Below are 18330 nucleotides of genomic sequence, written 5' to 3' on the forward strand. Positions count from 1 at the left end.
AAGTATCGCAGAGCACAACTGGGGAGTGATACTTGTGAAAGGGTTAATCTTGTGTGCTGGACGTGGGACGCGACTGCACCCCTTTTCCTATTCGCAGCCGAAAACCCTCCTCCCTGTGGCCAATCACCCGGTCTTACACTATTGCATTCGCAAACTGCGTGAAGTGGGCATTCAAGACATTGGCATCGTGATACATCCTTCTCAATCACAAATTCCTCCCATGGTGGGCGATGGTAGTCAATTCGGGGCTACCATTACGTTTATCAAGCAGGAGGTACCATTGGGAATTGCCCATGCTGTCCAGCTAGCGCAACCGTTTTTGCAAGACGAACCGTTTATCTTGCTACTAGGTGATAATTTATTGATGGATTCGCTTCACGGGCTTACAAAAGCGTTTACGAAAGGAAAATCTGACGGTGTCGTGATGCTAAGTAAAGTGGAGAGACCACAGGATTATGGGATCGCAGAAGTACAAAAAGGACGACTAATCTCTGTAGAGGAGAAGCCACGTCAGCCAAAGAGCAACCTGGCAGTGATTGGTGCATACCTGTTTACGCCACCTATTTTCGAGTCGATTGCTACCCTACAACCATCTCCCCGAGGCGAACTAGAAATAACGGATGCGATTCAATCGATGATAAATCGCGGATTCAAATTGGCTCACTCCGTCACTAACGGGAAATATTCGGATGTGGGAACCATCGATCGCTGGCTGGAGGCCAACCAGTGGATGCTTACGAGGGAGCTAGGCAATCAACATCAAATTGGCAAAGGAACGGTTGTGAAAAATTCGAAGATTACGGGTCCCGTACGAATCGGTGATGATTGTGTGATTGAAAATTGCCAAATCGGACCGTACGTCTCGATCCAAAATGGCGTAAGCTTGAGAAATTGCTCGTATATCGAAAATAGTATTTTACTGGAAAACAGCTCGCTGCTAGACATTGCTTGGAAAATAACAAACAGTGTTTTCGGACGCTCATCGATGATGACGGGTCAATCTTCTAACAGTACAGGAGTCTTCATTGTCAGCGACAAATCGTCCATTTGCATTCCGGCAGTCAAGAGGGAGGACGTATGAATCCGACCTTTACTGTAGTCATTCCGACATACAATCGCGCCAAGTTTATTCGCAAAGCCATCAAAAGCGTCTTGAATCAAACCTCAAAGGATTGGAAGCTGCTGATCATTGACGATGCGTCCACCGATCGCACCAGAAGTAAAATTGAAAAATATATGTATCACCCAAACATTATGTATCATCGAATGGAACAAAATTCTGGGATCGGCAAAGTCATGAATAAGGCATTGTCAATGGTGGATACCCCTTATCTCGTACAACTCGATTCTGATGACTGGTTACCGAAACGAACGCTGGCTGTACTTAAAAAGTACATTCACAAAAGCAGGAAAAGCACGGCTCTTTTCTATGGGAACATGAACATCTGGAAAGTTCGGCATGGAAAATATACCAAGTCGATTAAGGTGAAGCACAAGACATTTCATAATAAATACCAGTTTCTGAAGTACAATCGCTGGATGGTTTCTCCACGTTGCTATCGCGTAGAAGCTCTACATCAAGTGGGTGGTTGGGATACCTCGGATCGATACGAGGGAAGGATTATGGAGGATCGGCGAATCATTTTGCGATTAATTGAAAAGTATCGGGTGAGGTACATCAACCAAATCCTTTACAACCGGACGAAGCATAAAGGTCAGCTCACGGATAGCAAGATGAAGTTCCGCCGAAATTATTTAAGAAAAAAAACATTCAAATATTATCTGAATAGGTGGGGCAAAAAGTACAAGGCCATCTATGGTTACAAGGACGGTTATTTAGTCATTAGAAGGCTCAAGAAAGTGAGGCGTCGGAGGCGATGAAGAAAGCTCTTGTCACCGGCTGTGCAGGTTTTATTGGGTCTCATTTGACGCAGCGATTGTTGAACGATGGCGTAACAGTCATCGGGATAGACGGGTTCATCGATAACTACGATGTAGCTGCGAAATTACGTAATCTGGCCGAAATAGGAAAGCACCCTGCCTTCACCTTCCACTCGACAACGCTTCAGACGGGGCGTTGGGACAGTTGGCTCGAGAACGTCGATGCTGTTTTTCACCTCGCTGCCTTGCCGGGTGTGAGAAACAGCTGGGGAAAATCCTTTGCTGATTATGTTAGCCATAATATTTTGGCCACACAAGAATTGCTGGAGGCTTGCTTGCAAAGACCGAAGCCACCTGTCATCGTGGTCTCGTCCTCCTCTTCGGTTTACGGGACGATGCAAGGGATCGTAACGAATGAAAATGCGCCGCTTCGCCCAGTTTCCCCCTATGGAGTGACCAAGGAAGCGATGGAGCAAATCTGCTCGGTTTATGTGAAAGCTTATGGACTCCCGGTTACCATGCTTCGCTACTTTACGGTATACGGTCCCAGACAGCGTCCGGATATGGCTTTCCATCGTTTCTTTCGCCAAATGATGAAAGGCGAGCAGGTCATCGTCTATGGTGATGGTCAGCAATCACGAGACTTTACGTATGTGACAGACGCGGTAGAGGCGAATCTGCTGGCTGCACAGCATGCTGTTCCTGGTGACATTTTTAATGTGGGGGGAGATCGGGAAATCAAGCTCATCGATGTGCTATCCATCATGGGCACGTTAATGAATCTGACCCCTCGCATCACGTATCAAAATGGGCCCGCAGGTGACTCTCTACGAACCTGTGCGGACATCCAATTTGCCCAACAACGCTTGGGATACAAACCAAAAGTGACGCTAGAAGAGGGTCTTCGCCATCAATTAGCAGAGATTCGTTCGCAATCGAAGGGGTAACACCCGTCCATAAAGGAGGCCAGTTGCATGCATCGGGTCCTCGTTTATCGCAGAAAGTTTCTTCCCAAGAGTGAAACATTCATTTACGAGCAATTGCTTGGACATCAAGTGGTCAAACCCGTCGTGTTGACCCGACAGCGAGCCTTTAATCGAAAACAATTTCCTTATTCGCCGGTCTATGTGCGCAAGCATATGGCCGGCCTCTCCACTTGGCTGCGACGAAAAAATTTTAAATGCCTGCATGCCCGTTTTGGCCCTGCCGGGTTAGAATTGCTTCCTTATGCACAAAAAAGCAAGCTCCCCCTGATCACTTCCTTTCACGGCTTTGATGCGACTAAGCGTGTAAAAGAAAATCCAGTGTACAGACGGTCCCTTATGCGTCTCTTTCGAAAGGGCCAGGCTTTTACAGTCGTCAGTAATCACATGAGAAAGCGCTTGATTCGTCTCGGCTGTCCTCCGTCCAAAATTACCCTTATCCGCTCGGGAATTGATTTGCGCAAATTTCCCATGCTGCCGCCACAGCCCGTGGATCATGGGGAGTACCGATTGTTAAGCGTAGGGAGACTGACTGAAAAAAAGGGGATGGATACGCTAATCAAGGCGTTTACGCACGTGCATAAAAAATATCCCAAGGCGAAGCTAATCATCGTCGGTGATGGAGAAGAAAAAAAGAAGCTCAAACGACTGATTAAGAAAAACAGGCTAGGCACACAAGTCGTGCTCAAAGGAGCTCTGCCACATCGTGAAGTCCAGCGCGAACTGGCCAAGTGCCATTTGTTCATCATCGCATGCAAGACAGCGCGAAATGGCAACCAAGAGGGAATTCCCAATGTCATCATGGAAGCGATGGCGAGCGGACGCCCTGTCATTTCCACCTATCACGCGGGGATTCCGGAGCTGGTTGAAAACAAAGTGACGGGGTATCTGGTTCCGGAGAAATCACCGACTGCGCTCGGGAAAATGATAAACCGTGTACTAACAGAAAGTCACGAGTGGACACAGATCACGACAGAGGCTCGACTGAAAGTAGAAAAAAACCATGACATCCATAAGCAACGGATGAAGCTAGAAGAGCTCTATTTGCGTGTGTCGAAAAAATGATGAGGTGAAGGAATGAAAGTTGCCGTTATTGGGACCGGTTATGTAGGTTTGACAACTGCTGTTTCCCTTGCCATGAACGGTCATCAGGTGACGGGTATTGACCTCGATGCATCCAAAGTAGAAAAATTGCGCCAAGGGATCTCGCCGATTTACGAACCGGGCTTGGATGAGGCATTGAAAAAAGTATTGGATGATGGTGCGCTTGCATTTTATACGGACCTGACGGAAGCGAAGGATGCTGAGATTTTTTTTATTTGTGTAGGGACACCTGAAGCAGTAGACGGCACAGCCGATTTAACGTATTTACTCGGGGCTGTTTCTGACATAGGAAAGGTCCATTCGCTCGCACCGCAAGAACGCATCGTGGTTATCAAGAGTACCGTACCAGTCGGAACTGGCGAAAAAGTAGCGGGGATGCTGGCTGGCTGTCAAGGGGTATCTGTTGCATCCAACCCGGAGTTTTTACGGGAAGGGAGCGCATTAATAGACGCACTGGAGCCTTCGCGAATCGTCATTGGTGTAGATAATCCTCAGGCAGCGGCCCGCATGGAGGAACTGTACAACGGTGTGAAGGCACCGCGAGTAATCACCAACAGAGCAAACGCAGAGCTGATCAAGTACGCTTCCAATGCATTTTTGGCCACGAGAATCTCCTTCATGAATGAGCTAGCACGGTTAAGCACTGCGCTCGGGACGGATATCGTGACGATCGCGCGAGGGATGGGACTGGACAGCCGAATCGGTCCGCAATTTTTACGGGCAGGAGTAGGCTATGGCGGCTCCTGTTTTCCGAAGGATACGATTGCGCTATTGCAGCTCGCAGCAGAGCACAATATTCACTTAAGCATTTTGGATAAAGTGCGAGAGGTGAATGCGACGCAGCCTGCCTGGTTTTTGGAGCAGCTGTGCTTGCAACTCCCTGATCTGAAAGGCAAACAAATTGCCGTTCTGGGGTTGACGTTTAAGCCGGATACGGATGACATCCGCGAAGCGCCATCGCTCAAATTGATAGAAGAACTCCTGCAAAAAGGTGCTTCCGTGAAGGCGTTCGATCCGATTGGGGTATCTGGTGTCAGTAAGCAGTTTCCACAGATCACGTATACGCAATCCGCAGCAGAAGCATGCGAGGGAGCACACGCCGCCATATTGGTCACGGAATGGGAACAGTGTGTCCAACTGGATTGGAAGCAGGTTTATCAAAGCATGGCACAGCCGCTCTTGGTAGACGGACGAAATGCCTGGCCGCACCAGGAGGTAAAGGAAGCAGGCTTTCACTATATCGGTGTAGGGAGAAGCTGACTTTTCCATTTCGGGAAAGCTCGGCTTTTTTCTATGGAAAACGTGAAAGCGGCTGATTGATTTGAACCTGTAGGCATAATACGATAGGATACACATATGGATGATTTGACCATTTCATCTTACATAAATAACGAGGGAGTGATCACGGTGAATAAAAGCAAAACACTGCCGAAACGCAGTGACGTCCCCGCTGAATACAAATGGCGTCTTGAGGACATGTATCCCACGGATAATGATTGGGAAGCGGACGTTCAAAAAGTAAAACAGCTCACAGAAAAAATCGCAGCAATGAAAGGCTCTCTGGCTACTTCCGGTAAACAGCTGCTGGCCGTGTTGACTCTGCAAGATGAATTGTTGAAGACGCTTGACCAAGTGTACGTCTATGCACGTATGCGTCGAGACGAAGACAATGCGAATAGCCAGTATCAAGGGTTGACTGACAGAGCGACTAGCCTGAGCACGCAAGTATACGGCTCCATTTCGTACATACAGCCGGAGATTTTGGCGATTTCGACGGAAGACTTGCAGACGTGGATCAAAGAAGTAGAGGGTCTTGAGCACTATCGCATTTTGTTGGATGAGATTACTCGCTTTAAGCCACATACGCTATCCGCTGAGGAAGAAGCATTACTGGCAAACATGAGTGAGCTTGCGTCCTCTCCTTCCAAAATTTTTGGGATGCTCAACAACGCTGACATGAAATTTCCGATGATCACGGATGAAAGCGGCGAGGAAGTCGAGCTGACCAAGGGACGCTATACGCAGTTCATGGAAAGCAAGGACCGACGCGTGCGCAAAAAAGCATTCGAGGCATTGTACAGTACGTATGGCAAGTTCCGCAATACGATCGCAGCTTCTCTGACATCTGCCATCAAAGGGGATGTTTTCTACGCACGTACGAGAAAATATCCGTCTGCCCTGTACGCAGCCTTGTTTGCCGATAATGTGGAGCTCCCTGTGTACGATAACCTGATTGCAACGATCCACGAGCATCTTCCGCTCATGCACCGCTACATTGCTTTGCGCAAAAAGTTATTGGGCTTAGATGAATTGCACATGTACGATTTGTATGTGCCGATTGTACCTGAGACGGACATGAAAATTCCGTATGACCAGGCCGTCTCAACGATTAAAGAAGCACTTCATCCACTAGGTGAGGAGTACGGTCGCATTTTGGATGAGGGCTTTTCCAACGGGTGGATCGATGTGCATGAAAACGAAGGAAAAACAAGCGGAGCCTACTCATGGGGCGCCTACACATCACATCCGTTTGTCCTCATGAACTATCAGGACAACGTCAACAACATGTTTACGCTGGCGCATGAGATGGGGCATGCCTTGCATAGCTACTATTCCAATCACGCACAGCCGTACACGTATGCCGATTACAAGATTTTCGTAGCAGAAGTAGCTTCCACATTGAACGAAGCGCTTCTGATGAATCATTTGCTCGAGACAACGACAGACAAGAAACAGCGCATGTACTTGATTAATCATTATCTGGAGCAGTTCCGTGGAACGGTATTCCGTCAAACCATGTTTGCCGAGTTTGAGAAAATTGTGCATGCAAAAGAAGAGCAGGGAGAGCCGCTGACAGCCGAATCTCTCAGTACGATTTACCGTGAGCTCAATGTTGCCTATCATGGTCCAGATATGGTCGTAGACAGCGAAGTTGATCTGGAATGGGCTCGGATCCCTCATTTCTATCGCGGATTCTATGTATATAAGTACGCGACTGGCTTCTCGGCCGCGACGTCTCTTTCCAAGCAGATTTTGGAGGAAGGTCAGCCAGCTGTGGATCGTTACTTGCAGTTCCTCAAGGGCGGCAGTTCAGATTATCCACTCAATCTGCTCAAGGGCGCAGGCGTAGACATGACGTCGCCAACGCCGATTGCGGAAGCATTGAGTGTCTTCAAGGAATTGCTCGAAGAACTGGAACAGCTGGTCGAACAATAACGTGGATCAATTCCAAAAGGCAGTTCAAGTCTATGACTTGGCTGCTTTTTTTTGTGAATTTTCCCTCAGGATCGTCCAATAAAAGGTAACTTTCCCAGTTTTGTTGCGTATCTATTTATGCGCTGTTCGGTATTGTTATCCGTCTTGGGACGGAGATAAATTTCCACCCGCTGACTGTTTTGCAGCAGAGGTAAAAACTGGCACAATTACGCCATGAGGAATGATTGTGAAAATTTGGAGGAATTCTAGTGAAAAAACGGGCATCCATTATTCTGGCTTCGGTCATGTTGGTCGCTGCTGGTTGTTCAGCACCAGCACCAGAGGCACCGCAGCAGACAGAGGCAAAGGCGAAGGTAGTAGAGGTTGTAAAGGTCCAAAAGGCAACAAAGCCAGTAATGCTCGCAGTCACAGGGATGGTGGAAGCCAAGCGGGACGCGGTACTGTCATTTGGTACAGGAGGAACGATCTCAGCGATCTCCGCGACCAAAGGAGCAAAAATCGCCCAAGGACAGCTATTGGCCACATTGGATACGCGTTACACCCAAAAAGAAATTGCAGCAGCACAGGGGCAGGTAGAGGAAGCATCAGCGCGGAAAATCAAGACGTTAAAGGGCGCGACAGCAGAAGCACTTGAGCAGAAGCGCTTGCAGGTAAAAAGTGCGCAAGACAGTCTGGATAAAGCAAAGCAGGACCTCGCAACAAGTGAGAAGCTGTTTGCTGGCGGAGCCATTTCGCAAAACGAAATAAATGCGAGTAAACGGGCCGTTACGCAAGCAGAGATTACACTACGTGACGCTCAGTTGTCTCTGAATGAGCTGCAAAAAGGAGCGGAGCCAGAAGATGTCATGGTCGCCAATGCATCGATTAAAGCTGCTGCTGGTGGTGTAGACCGCGCGAAGAAGAGCTTGGATGATGCGAAAATTCAGGCGCCATTTGCGGGAACAGTCGTGGATGTAAGGCTGCAAATCGGAGAGCAGGCTTCTCCAGGTCAAGAAATTATTCGTATTGTTGACCTGTCCGATGTAAAGGTAACCTTGGATGTCTCCAATGAATTGATCGGCCAATTCCGTGAGAAAACGAAGGTGCAGGCTGTAGCTGACGATGGTAAGAAAAGTGAAGGAACCATTGCATTTATCTCTCCAGTTGTGAACAAGGATACAGGGAAGTACCGCGTCGAAATCACGATTCCGAATGCAGATGGGTACTGGCGTGGAGGAATGGCCGCGACAATTGAGGTGCCGCGCCAAGTGAATGGCTTCCTCGTGCCGCTGGAAAGTGTCGGCGTGAGTCAAACCGACCATTACGTAATGGCAGTAGAGAATGGACTGACAGTAAAAAAACCAGTGAAGACCGGTCAATTGGTCGGAGACTCCATCGAAATCGTATCTGGAGTGAAAGAAGGCGACCAACTCCTGCGCAGTGGAATTACATTCTACGTCGAAGGGCAAAAAGTAGAGGCGAAGGGAGAATAGTTGCATGAACAAAGTGATTCTCTTTTTGCTGAAAAGACAGCTAATTGTCTACTTGTTTACATTTTTGCTCGTCATTGCAGGTTTGGGTTCCTTATTCAGTTTTAATGTCGAATTGGTTCCAAAGACGAATTTCCCTGATATTAACGTAAGAATTTCCGGTGGTGCACTTCCACCAGAAGAGATGGAAGAAAAAGTAACGAAGAAAGTAGAGCAAGAACTAAAGTCGATTAATGATATTAAAAAATACTCTTCTTCAACAAGTGCAGGTCATGTTAGAATCAATATTTCTGCAAATGAAGGAAAAGGCGAGCAGGTTAAGCAAGATGTACAAAATGCCGTTAACCGTCTCCGAAATGGTTTTCCGAAAGCCGTTAACACTGTAGACATCTTTCAGAGCAATATGGGTAGCGATCAAATGATTGATTTTGCCGTCGTGGGAGCAGAGCCGAAGACCATGCTAAGCTTGGCAAAAACGTCGATCAAAGATCGGATTGAAGAAGTCGAGGGAGTCAAGGAAGTAATCGTAGAAGAGAAAAGCTTCGAGAATAAAATTAACATATCCTTTTTGCCACAGCGATTGAATGCCTATCAAACAACGCCAGCGGCTATCATTTCACAGCTTCAGGATACAAACTGGAAGCAAGGGATTGGTACACTGGAGAACACGGGATTTGATACGGTTGTCATGATTGACAATACTTATCAGACTCCGCAGGAGATAGAGGCACTGCCAATTGATACACCGAAAGGAACCGTTTCTCTGAACCAATTGGCACAAATTGAAGATTTGCGTGGAAAAGTGAAAGACTACGTCGCCCTGACAAACGGTTCCGTGTTTATTCAACTCAGCGTGACGCGGGCAGACGGCTATGACTTGATCACGACACAAAAGAGTGTAGAAGAAGTCGTTCACAAAATGAACACAGAAGCAAACGGCAAATACACAATCAAAGTCATGTTCGAAGGAGCTTCCTTTGTCGAGCATGCGGTGAGCAACCTCAGCCGGGATGTCATGATTGGTGGGGCGCTTGCGATCATCATCTTGTTCGTTTTCCTTCGCAACTGGAGGGTCACACTCGTCATCGCTACGACGCTGCCGCTCTCTGCGTTCATGACGTTCATCGCGATGAAACTCGCAGGCTACAACATTGATATGATCAGCTTGCTGTCGCTGAGCTTGTCAGTTGGCTTGATCGTCGATGCCGCCATCGTCGTATTGGAAAGTATCTATCACTACCGGGAAAAGGGCGAAGAGCTGAAGCAGGCTATTATTAAAGGTACAAGAGAAGTTTTGACACCTGTGTTCACCTCGCAGCTCACGATCATCATCGTCTTTTTGCCACTTGTCTTTGCGGATTTTGAAGATTGGCTGAAACCGGTTTTGGCCACAATTGCCTTTACGGTTTCCGCTGCTATTATTTCATCGACGATCGCTGCTTACTTCTTCGTTCCCGTGTTTTCCAATCGCTTCTTGCAGAAGGATAAGCATGTTTCGTTAGAAGGAGAAGGCAAGGAACACCTTATCATTCGCGTATTCAGCGGTATTTTACAAGTAGCGATTAGACATCGGGTAAAAACGGTTTTACTTGCGATTGCATTGCTGGTTGCTTCCGCTTTCCTCACACCTTTTATGAAAATGGGTCAAGGAATTAACGCCAACGAAAATATTGTTTTTGTCAATATGAAGATGCCAATCGGTTCTAAGTTGGAAACAGCTCAAAAAGCAGCCGTCACCGCGGAAACATCGCTGCGGGAGATCCCGGAGATAAAGGATGTATTCTTCTTTACTTCCAAGGAAGAAGCAACATTGTTCATTTCCTTAATTCCGAAGACGGACAGAACACGTGATAAGGACGCTTTGAACGAGGATATTAATAAGCGCCTGAATGAGACCCCAGGAATCGAATCCGTCTCCATGTCTTTCGGACAACAAGGCGGAAGCGGTCCGATCCAACTGGATGTTTACGGGGATGACATGGAGGTCATGCGGAAGGTCGCAACCGATCTGGAAACGATGCTTGGCACGATCAACGGGCTCACCAACATTCGCAACGATTTTAAAGAAGGAAAAGAAAAAGTTACGTTGCTGCCAAAACAAGATGCGCTTACTAGACTGAATGTCGATCACCGTTCACTTTTGCAACAAATGAGCGTGTTAATCGGCAGCCAACACATTACGTCGATCACACAAGATGGAATCGAAGTAGATGTCGTTGCCAAGATGCCGGACAACTGGCTGAAGCACCCAGATCAGCTCAAAACGATTACGGTGACATCGAAAGACGGGGCAGCAGTGCCTTTGGCCGATCTGGTGGTTATGGAGTACAGTAAGTCTCCGATTACGATTGAGCGTAAAGAAGGCGAACGCATCGTGACGGTTTCTGCCGAGATGCTGGGAAGTGAACTAGGGGCAATAGGCCGTGAGATTGATGAGAAATTGCCAAACGTGCCTGTTCCAGCGGGTTATAAAGTGGAAATCGCCGGTAAGTTGAAAGAGCAAAGCACGAACATGAGTCAAGGGATATTCGTATTCTTAGGTGTTCTGGCTCTGATTTACGTCATCATGGTTGCCCAGTTCGGGCGGATGTCTCAGCCGTTTATCATCATGCTGACCATTCCAATGGCCTTGGTCGGTGTTGTGCTTGGCTTCGTCCTTACACAGCGGACATTTGGTGAAATGGCGATGATCGGGATTATCATGCTTGTCGGTATCGTCGTATCCAACGCGATCCTCTTGATCGACAGGATCAACCTGCTGCGCAAACGTGGAATGGAAACCGCAGAGGCGATTATCCAAGGAACGAAGGAACGTATTCGTCCCGTTATTATGACAAAGCTGACGGCGATTCTCGGGATGCTGCCGATGGGTCTTGCCATGGCGGAAGGCTCAGATTTGGAAGCGCCACTTGCAACAGCCGTTATCTCCGGCTTGATTTTTCACACGGTCGTAACACTAGTACTCGTTCCTGTCCTGTACTCCCTGTTTGAGGGGGCGAAGACAAAAAGACTGGCAAGAAAAGAGGCTCGTCAAGCGAAGCGCGAAGCAAAACGAGAGGCAAAACAAAACAAAGACAAGAACGTACCTCCGACAGAGGTATAGTGATTTGCAAGAGAAGGGGAGCATATGCTGTACCCCTTCTCTTTTGCTTTTCCTTCATCTGAAAGTTCTGTAGAATAAAGAGAACAAGATACATACATGAGTGAACCATGAAAGGAGCATGCATATGGATCTGTTTTTGCAAGGAAAAACGGCTCTGGTACTCGCCTCGTCAAAAGGATTGGGGAAGGCAACAGCGCAGTGCCTCGCCCAAGAAGGAGCGAATGTCACGATATGCGGTAGAGATGAAGCTGCTCTGGAAATCGTTCGTGCAGAGATCGAACAGGCTACTGGAACATCACCTCTTGCCGTAACAATGGATGTGACGAAGGAAGAAGATATCAAGCGAGTTGTCGAAGAAACGGTCAAGCATTTTGGCAGCGTCGATATATTAATTAACAATTCAGGTGGGCCTGCAACAGGCAGATTCGATCAGCTCACCGACGAGCAGTGGATGCAAGCCTTCCAGCTAAATTTGCTTAGCTATGTACGTGCCATTCGTGCTGTTTTGCCGCATATGCGAGCGAACCAATTTGGCAGAATCATCAACTTTGCCTCCTCGTCCTTTAAACAGCCGATTGAGAATTTGATTCTGTCCAATACGTTTCGTACAGGGATATTGGGCCTTTCCAAGACGCTTTCGTCAGAACTCGGACCAGATGGGATTCTGATTAACACCATCGGGCCTGGCAGAATTGCGACGGATCGGGTGGCACAACTGGATGGGCTTACCGCAGAGGCGAAGAGCATCAGTGCTGATGAAGTTAGGGAAAATTGGGAGAAGCAAATCCCATTGGGCAGATATGGTCAGCCTGACGAGTTTGCTCGCATGGTGACGTTCTTGGCTTCGCCTGCAAACAGCTACGTGACAGGTCAATCCTTCCTCGTCGACGGTGGTTTGATCCGCGCGATCTAATAAAAGAGAGGGGAATTCCTTTGAGTAAAGAGAGCTCATTTGATATCGTGTCCAAGGTAGAGTTGGCCGAAGTGAACAATGCGATTCAGACCGCATTAAAAGAAATAGAAAATCGCTTTGACTTCAAAGGGAGCAAGAGCAGCATCTCCTTGGAAAAGGAAGAGCTTGTCCTCGTCTCCGATGACGACTTCAAGCTCAGTCAGGTAAAGGACATTTTGCTTGGGAAGCTCGTCAAACGGGATGTCCCGATCAAAAACCTCGACTACGGCAAAATAGAACCGGCAGCGGGTGGTACTGTCCGTCAGCGTGCCAAGCTGGTGCAGGGGATCGACAAAGACAATGCGAAAAAGATCAACAGCATCATCAAAGATACAGGACTCAAAGTGAAAACACAGATTCAAGACGATCAAATTCGCGTGACGGGAAAAAGCAAAGATGAATTACAGCAAATTATCAATGCAATTCGCAAGGCTGATCTGCCTTTGGAAGTACAATTTATTAACTACCGATAACTACTAGAAAAGTTTTTACTTCTAACTCTCTTCATTCTCGCATATGCATGTACAAATAAGTGACAAGCACTTGCGAAAGGGAGAGTAGAGACATGAAGGTCTTTATTATCAGTATGCGCAATCTCATTTTGGGCGGAATCGTTTTCCTTGTAGTACTAGTGGCGGGCATCGTACTTCTGGTCAAAGACCCTCTGAGCGTCTCGGACTCTTATCGACCATCGGATCCAGCTGCCGCTGTTACAGCGAGCGCTCCCATGAACCAGCCAGCAGGGGCAGAAAAGCCGGCGGTGAATATGGAGGTCAAGGTGGATGGGACAACAGCAGAGGTATCCTTGCTAACACAGAACTTCACGTTCGTCCAGGATAATGGCGAATTGGCTGAGGCCCCAGTCTTTGGCGAGGGACACGCACATCTATACCTGAATGGCGAACCAAAAGGGATGATTTATCAACCAGAGTTTTTGCTGAAAAAGTTGCCCAAGGGAGAGCATGAAATTCGCGTAGAGCTCAACTACAGCAACCATCTGCCATACAAGATAGAGACTACGAAAAAAATCGTTGTGAAGTAAAACAGATCGCGTTCCAGAAAAGGGACGCTTTTCTTTTTGGGAGGAAGGAAAAGAAGGACGATAATGGAAAAAGAAGGGATTGTGGTGAAAAAGAAGAATCCTACAGAATAGTCTGAATGTTTTGGGGGTGCTTGTATGATTCATATGACCACAATCGGCAACATGTTAGACGACACAGCCAGTAAGTATCAGGAAAAGGAAGCGCTGGTTTATCACGAACGAGGGCTTCGCTATACGTTTGGAGAATTTCAAGCGATATGCAATCAAGCAGCGCGAGGATTTATGTCTCTTGGCATTCAAAAAGGGGAAAATATCGCGATTTGGGCAACCAATGTGCCTGAATGGGTGATATCACAATTTGCCACAGCGAAAATGGGCGGTGTACTGGTAACGGTCAATACGAGCTACCGGGTACATGAACTGGAATATTTGCTACGTCAATCAGAGTCGACGACGCTTCTCTTAATGGATTCCTATCGCGATGCGAATTATCTCGCCATGATTCAAGAGATTTGCCCGGAATTGCAGACCTGTGAACCTGGAGCGCTTCAATCCAAAAGGCTTCCGCATTTAAAAAATGTGATCTATCTAGGGGATGAGCAACAACCCGGAATGTTTTTGTGGAGTGATTTGCTCGAACGTGCTACATGGGTCACGGAAGAAGAGCGGAACGCGCGCCAGGCGATGCTCTCACCAGATGATGTCATCAATATGCAGTACACATCCGGGACAACTGGCTTTCCAAAAGGAGTCATGCTGTCGCATGTCAATATCGTCAACAATGCCATCAAGGTAGCGGAATGTCAGCGGCTCGGGTTAGCGGATAAGGTATGCATTCCGGTTCCGTTTTTCCACTGCTTTGGCTGTGTGATGGGGACTTTGGCATGTGTGGCGACAGGTGCGACGATGGTTCCTGTCATCGTCTTTGATCCTGGTGTGGTCCTTGCGGTTGTGGAAGCCGAACGCTGCACAGCATTGTACGGTGTACCCACGATGTTTATTTCGGAATTGAACCACCCGTCGTTTGCCGAGCGTGACCTGAGCTCCCTGCGAACAGGCATCATGGCTGGTTCTTTATGTCCGATTGAGGTCATGAAGAAGGTCGTCGATCAAATGGGAATCCGTGACATTACGATAGCGTACGGACAAACCGAAGCTTCTCCTGTCATCACACAAACCGTCCCAGAGGACTCTCTCGAGCGAAAAGTATCGACTGTCGGTCGTCTGCACGCAGAAGTGGAAGCAAAAATCATCGATCCCGCGACAGGTGACATTTTGCCGCCAGGTGTACAAGGTGAGCTATGCACGCGTGGGTATTTGGTCATGAAGGGCTATTACAATATGCCAGAGGAGACAGTCAAGGCAATCGATCACGAAGGCTGGCTACATACCGGAGACTTGGCTACCGTAGATGAGGAAGGCTACTATCGGATTACCGGCAGGCTCAAAGACATGATCATTCGCGGAGGGGAAAATATTTATCCCCGTGAAGTGGAAGAATTCCTCTATACGCATCCAAAAGTGTTGGACGTCCAGATCATAGGGGTACCTGATGTCAAATATGGCGAGCAGGTGTTGGCGTGCATTCGGGTAAAGCCTCATGAAACGTTGTCGGAGGATGAGGTTCGGGACTATTGCGAAGGGAAGATCGCTCATTACAAAATCCCTCGCTACATACAGTTTGTAGACGAATACCCGATGACCGCTTCCGGTAAAATACAAAAGTTCAAGCTGCGGGAGCAAGCGCTGGAGCTGTTTGGGCAAAGCAATCCAAACCAGACGGGAACTGCATAGGATGAGGTTCAAGCGCTAGGGAGATGCTCCTGGCGCTTTTTTTTAGATAGTTCTTTACTTTCGAGCAACTCTTGACTAAGATAAGTGGAAATCAAAATAGGAGAGGTGCAGCCTAGCATGGAAGTTAGATTTTTGGGACCAGACGATGCAGAAGAGTTGGTAAAGATTAGACTGGAAGGGCTGCAAACAGATCCAGACGCATTCGGCTCTACCTATGAAGAGGCTATGCAGGTATCGATGGAAGAGTGGCGGCAAAGACTTTCTCAAGGGGAGTCAGGTGATAGCGGTTATTTTGGTGCATTTGTGAAAGGAGAGCTGGCGGGTATCATCGGTTTTTTCCGCCACAGAGGTTTGAAAGCGAGACACAAAGCTTCGATCGTCTCCATGTACGTTCGTGAAGCGTATCGCGGGACCGGTGTTGCAAAAGCTCTTATGCAGGCAGAGCTAGCCTACTTGAAGGAGCGGGGAGATATCGATACGGTACAGCTCGCTGTCGTCACGACCAATCCGGCTGCCATTCGTCTCTATGAGAAAATGGGCTTTCTTCCATATGGTTTAGAAAAGCGTGCACTAAAAAATGGCGATCAATACTTTGATGAAAGCCACATGTATATTCTTCTTTAGAAAACATGAAAAAGCGAAGGCACTCATTAGTGATGCCTTCGCTTTTTTTTATTCGCAATACTATGGTTGGAAACTTAACGACGTGCCTCGTATGCAGCGATCTTATCTTCGTACTGTAATGTAATTCCAATATCGTCGAGACCATTCAGGAGGCAGTAACGACGATAGGAATCTACCTCGAACGGGTAGGAGAGACCTTCATTGTCACGAACGACTTGTTCTTGCAAATCGATGGTCAGCTGATAATTCGGCTTGCTTTCGGCACGGTTGAACAGCTCATCGACTTGCTCTTCGCTCAACTTGATTGGCAGGATGCCGTTTTTGAAGCAATTGTTGTAAAAAATGTCCGCAAAGGATGGAGCAATCACACAGCGGAAACCATAATCAAGGAGTGCCCATGGTGCATGCTCACGAGAGGAGCCGCAGCCAAAATTGTTGCGGGCAAGAAGCACAGTAGACTCCTTGTACGCAGGCGTATTCAGAATGAACGAATCGATTGGCGCACCATCGACAGTAAAGCGCCATTCGTAGAACAGGAATTGACCAAAACCGCTGCGCTCAATGCGCTTCAAGAACTGCTTAGGGATAATTGCGTCCGTATCTACGTTTACACGATCGAGTGGGGCTACCACTCCGGTGTGGATGACAAATGGATTCATTGGAAGACCTCCTTGCTAGCGTTCTCGCTTTTCCATTCACGTACATCGACGAAGTGACCTGCGATAGCTGCTGCTGCTGCCATTTCCGGGCTGACCAAATGCGTCCGTCCGCCGCGTCCTTGACGTCCTTCGAAGTTCCGGTTAGAGGTAGAAGCACAACGCTCACCCTCGGACAGGATATCCGGATTCATCGCCAGACACATGGAGCAACCAGATTCGCGCCAATCAAAGCCAGCTTCTTGGAAAATGAGGTGCAAGCCTTCTTGTTCAGCGAGCTGCTTAACTGCCTGAGAGCCAGGAACGACCATCGCGTGTACGGAAGGGGAGACCTTGCGTCCTTTTGCCACTTCGGCTGCTTTGCGCAAGTCCTCGATCCGACCGTTTGTACAGGAGCCGATAAAGACGCGATCGATTTTGATTTCGCTCATTGGAGTGCCAGGTGCAAGGTCCATGTACGCCAAAGCATCCTGTGCCGCTTTGCGCTGTGCGACTGTCTCGAATGACTCAGGGCTTGGAACGGTGCTCGTAATGTTCGTACCCATACCAGGGCTCGTTCCCCACGTCACTTGCGGTGCGATCTCGGCTGCCTCGATTTCTACACAGGCATCAAACACAGCGCCTTCGTCCGTGCACAGCTCTTTCCAAGCTTCGACAGCTGCAAGGAAATCTTCCCCTTGTGGAACGAATCGCTTGCCTTTCAGGTAGTCAAACGTAATCTGGTCAGGAGCGATTAAGCCGGCACGAGCGCCACCTTCAATCGTCATGTTGCACACAGTCATGCGTTCTTCCATGGTCAGGTTGCGGATCGCAGCGCCTGTGTATTCTACGACGTAGCCTGTTGCAAAGTCAGTTCCGTATTTTGCGATAATCGCCAAAATTAAATCTTTTGCACTGACACCGAATGGCAGGTCGCCGTTTACGCGTACTTCCATGGTTTTTGGTTTGGATTGCTGCAAGCATTGTGTCGCGAGTACATGCTCCACTTCACTGGTACCAATACCGAAGGCGAGGGCACCGAATGCTCCGTGAGTGGAGGTGTGGCTGTCACCACAGACGATAGTTTTGCCTGGATGTGTGAGCCCGAGCTCAGGACCAATGACGTGAACGATCCCTTGATCTGGGCTGTTCAGATCCGCGAGTGTGATCCCGAACTCCTCACAGTTCGCCGTCAAGGTTTCCATTTGTTGACGAGAAATCGGGTCTTTGACATTAAAACGGTCTGCAGTCGGTACATTGTGGTCCATGGTTGCGAAGGTAAGTTCTGGACGGCGTACTTTGCGGCCAGCCAAGCGGAGTCCTTCGAAAGCTTGCGGTGAAGTCACCTCGTGAACCAGGTGCAGGTCGATATACAAAAGGCTCGGCTTGCCTGCCTCTTCGTGAATAGCGTGATTGTCCCAAATCTTTTCAAACATCGTACGGGCTGTCATCATGTTTTCCTCCTTCGTTCAAAAACTCTTAACATGGTTGTAACATGGCAAAGAGAATAGTTCAAAGATATAATAA

Annotated in this window: 15 protein-coding genes; 13 read left to right on the forward strand and 2 right to left on the reverse strand. The window is 48.1% G+C overall.

The genetic code is table 11. The annotated features are described in order from the left end of the window. Nucleotides 1–34: 34 nt before the first annotated feature. The 13 genes from BBR47_RS12865 to BBR47_RS12925 all read left to right on the forward strand — a co-directional run bounded on the left by BBR47_RS12865 (nt 35) and on the right by BBR47_RS12925 (nt 16168). The gene (locus BBR47_RS12865) at nt 35–1081 is read left to right on the forward strand and encodes a glucose-1-phosphate thymidylyltransferase (RefSeq protein ID WP_012686201.1); all 1047 of its coding nucleotides are present in this window, start codon (nt 35–37) and stop codon (nt 1079–1081) included. After that, entirely contained in the window at nt 1078–1881 is an 804-nt protein-coding gene (locus tag BBR47_RS12870) for a glycosyltransferase family 2 protein (protein ID WP_012686202.1), read from the forward strand. Before BBR47_RS12865 ends, BBR47_RS12870 begins: the two co-directional genes overlap by 4 nt. Continuing rightward, entirely contained in the window at nt 1878–2828 is a 951-nt protein-coding gene (locus tag BBR47_RS12875) for an NAD-dependent epimerase/dehydratase family protein (RefSeq protein WP_012686203.1), read from the forward strand. The genes BBR47_RS12870 and BBR47_RS12875 overlap by 4 nt, the downstream gene beginning before the upstream one ends. A gap of 27 nt (nt 2829–2855) precedes the next feature. Then, the gene (locus tag BBR47_RS12880) at nt 2856–3929 is read left to right on the forward strand and encodes a glycosyltransferase (RefSeq protein WP_012686204.1); all 1074 of its coding nucleotides are present in this window, start codon (nt 2856–2858) and stop codon (nt 3927–3929) included. 12 nt (nt 3930–3941) lie between these two features. Continuing rightward, nucleotides 3942–5228, forward strand: coding sequence for a UDP-glucose dehydrogenase family protein (locus tag BBR47_RS12885; protein WP_012686205.1), 1287 nt, complete (start codon nt 3942–3944; stop codon nt 5226–5228). 96 nt (nt 5229–5324) lie between these two features. Continuing rightward, a complete protein-coding gene (pepF, locus tag BBR47_RS12890; RefSeq protein WP_041749395.1) occupies nt 5325–7184 on the forward strand; it encodes an oligoendopeptidase F in 1860 nt (619 codons plus the stop codon). A gap of 248 nt (nt 7185–7432) precedes the next feature. Next, on the forward strand, nt 7433–8656 hold the full coding sequence (locus tag BBR47_RS12895) for an efflux RND transporter periplasmic adaptor subunit (protein ID WP_041749396.1): 1224 nt from the start codon (nt 7433–7435) through the stop codon (nt 8654–8656). A 4-nt stretch (nt 8657–8660) separates the two neighbouring features. After that, a complete protein-coding gene (locus BBR47_RS12900) occupies nt 8661–11756 on the forward strand; it encodes an efflux RND transporter permease subunit (protein ID WP_012686208.1) in 3096 nt (1031 codons plus the stop codon). A gap of 124 nt (nt 11757–11880) precedes the next feature. Further along, a complete protein-coding gene (locus tag BBR47_RS12905; protein WP_012686209.1) occupies nt 11881–12669 on the forward strand; it encodes an SDR family oxidoreductase in 789 nt (262 codons plus the stop codon). 20 nt (nt 12670–12689) lie between these two features. Beyond that, complete coding sequence (locus BBR47_RS12910; protein WP_012686210.1) at nt 12690–13181, forward strand: YajQ family cyclic di-GMP-binding protein; 492 nt, start codon at nt 12690–12692, stop codon at nt 13179–13181. A 92-nt stretch (nt 13182–13273) separates the two neighbouring features. Then, nucleotides 13274–13750: a hypothetical protein gene (locus BBR47_RS12915; RefSeq protein ID WP_012686211.1), complete on the forward strand. Its 477-nt coding sequence runs from the start codon at nt 13274–13276 to the stop codon at nt 13748–13750. 135 nt (nt 13751–13885) lie between these two features. Continuing rightward, nucleotides 13886–15544 (forward strand): AMP-binding protein, encoded by a 1659-nt coding sequence (locus tag BBR47_RS12920; RefSeq protein ID WP_012686212.1) that lies wholly within the window; start codon nt 13886–13888, stop codon nt 15542–15544. Between the two features lie 117 nt (nt 15545–15661). Next, a complete protein-coding gene (locus BBR47_RS12925; RefSeq protein WP_012686213.1) occupies nt 15662–16168 on the forward strand; it encodes a GNAT family N-acetyltransferase in 507 nt (168 codons plus the stop codon). A 74-nt stretch (nt 16169–16242) separates the two neighbouring features. Here the strand turns inward: BBR47_RS12925 and leuD are convergent, their stop codons facing one another. Together leuD and leuC are read right to left on the reverse strand one after the other, a co-directional pair. Then, nucleotides 16243–16827: a 3-isopropylmalate dehydratase small subunit gene (gene leuD / locus BBR47_RS12930; RefSeq protein WP_012686214.1), complete on the reverse strand. Its 585-nt coding sequence runs from the start codon at nt 16825–16827 to the stop codon at nt 16243–16245. Then, nucleotides 16824–18254, reverse strand: coding sequence for a 3-isopropylmalate dehydratase large subunit (leuC, locus tag BBR47_RS12935; protein WP_012686215.1), 1431 nt, complete (start codon nt 18252–18254; stop codon nt 16824–16826). The genes leuD and leuC overlap by 4 nt, the downstream gene beginning before the upstream one ends. Nucleotides 18255–18330 lie beyond the last annotated feature (76 nt).

Origin of the sequence: Brevibacillus brevis NBRC 100599, from assembly GCF_000010165.1 — a bacterium.
In the GTDB taxonomy this organism is placed as follows: Bacteria; Bacillota; Bacilli; order Brevibacillales; family Brevibacillaceae; genus Brevibacillus; species Brevibacillus brevis_D.

What these genes read in the sequence shown, in the direction of transcription:
- BBR47_RS12870 (WP_012686202.1), top strand. Translation starts at nt 1,078, where the DNA reads ATGAATCCGACCTTTACTGTAGTCATTCCGACATACAATCGCGCCAAG.
- BBR47_RS12875 (WP_012686203.1), top strand. Translation starts at nt 1,878, where the DNA reads ATGAAGAAAGCTCTTGTCACCGGCTGTGCAGGTTTTATTGGGTCTCAT.
- BBR47_RS12880 (WP_012686204.1), top strand. Translation starts at nt 2,856, where the DNA reads ATGCATCGGGTCCTCGTTTATCGCAGAAAGTTTCTTCCCAAGAGTGAA.
- BBR47_RS12885 (WP_012686205.1), top strand. Translation starts at nt 3,942, where the DNA reads ATGAAAGTTGCCGTTATTGGGACCGGTTATGTAGGTTTGACAACTGCT.
- pepF (WP_041749395.1), top strand. Translation starts at nt 5,325, where the DNA reads ATGGATGATTTGACCATTTCATCTTACATAAATAACGAGGGAGTGATC.
- BBR47_RS12900 (WP_012686208.1), top strand. Translation starts at nt 8,661, where the DNA reads ATGAACAAAGTGATTCTCTTTTTGCTGAAAAGACAGCTAATTGTCTAC.
- BBR47_RS12905 (WP_012686209.1), top strand. Translation starts at nt 11,881, where the DNA reads ATGGATCTGTTTTTGCAAGGAAAAACGGCTCTGGTACTCGCCTCGTCA.
- BBR47_RS12915 (WP_012686211.1), top strand. Translation starts at nt 13,274, where the DNA reads ATGAAGGTCTTTATTATCAGTATGCGCAATCTCATTTTGGGCGGAATC.
- BBR47_RS12920 (WP_012686212.1), top strand. Translation starts at nt 13,886, where the DNA reads ATGATTCATATGACCACAATCGGCAACATGTTAGACGACACAGCCAGT.
- BBR47_RS12925 (WP_012686213.1), top strand. Translation starts at nt 15,662, where the DNA reads ATGGAAGTTAGATTTTTGGGACCAGACGATGCAGAAGAGTTGGTAAAG.
- leuD (WP_012686214.1), bottom strand. Translation starts at nt 16,827, where the DNA reads ATGAATCCATTTGTCATCCACACCGGAGTGGTAGCCCCACTCGATCGT.
- leuC (WP_012686215.1), bottom strand. Translation starts at nt 18,254, where the DNA reads ATGACAGCCCGTACGATGTTTGAAAAGATTTGGGACAATCACGCTATT.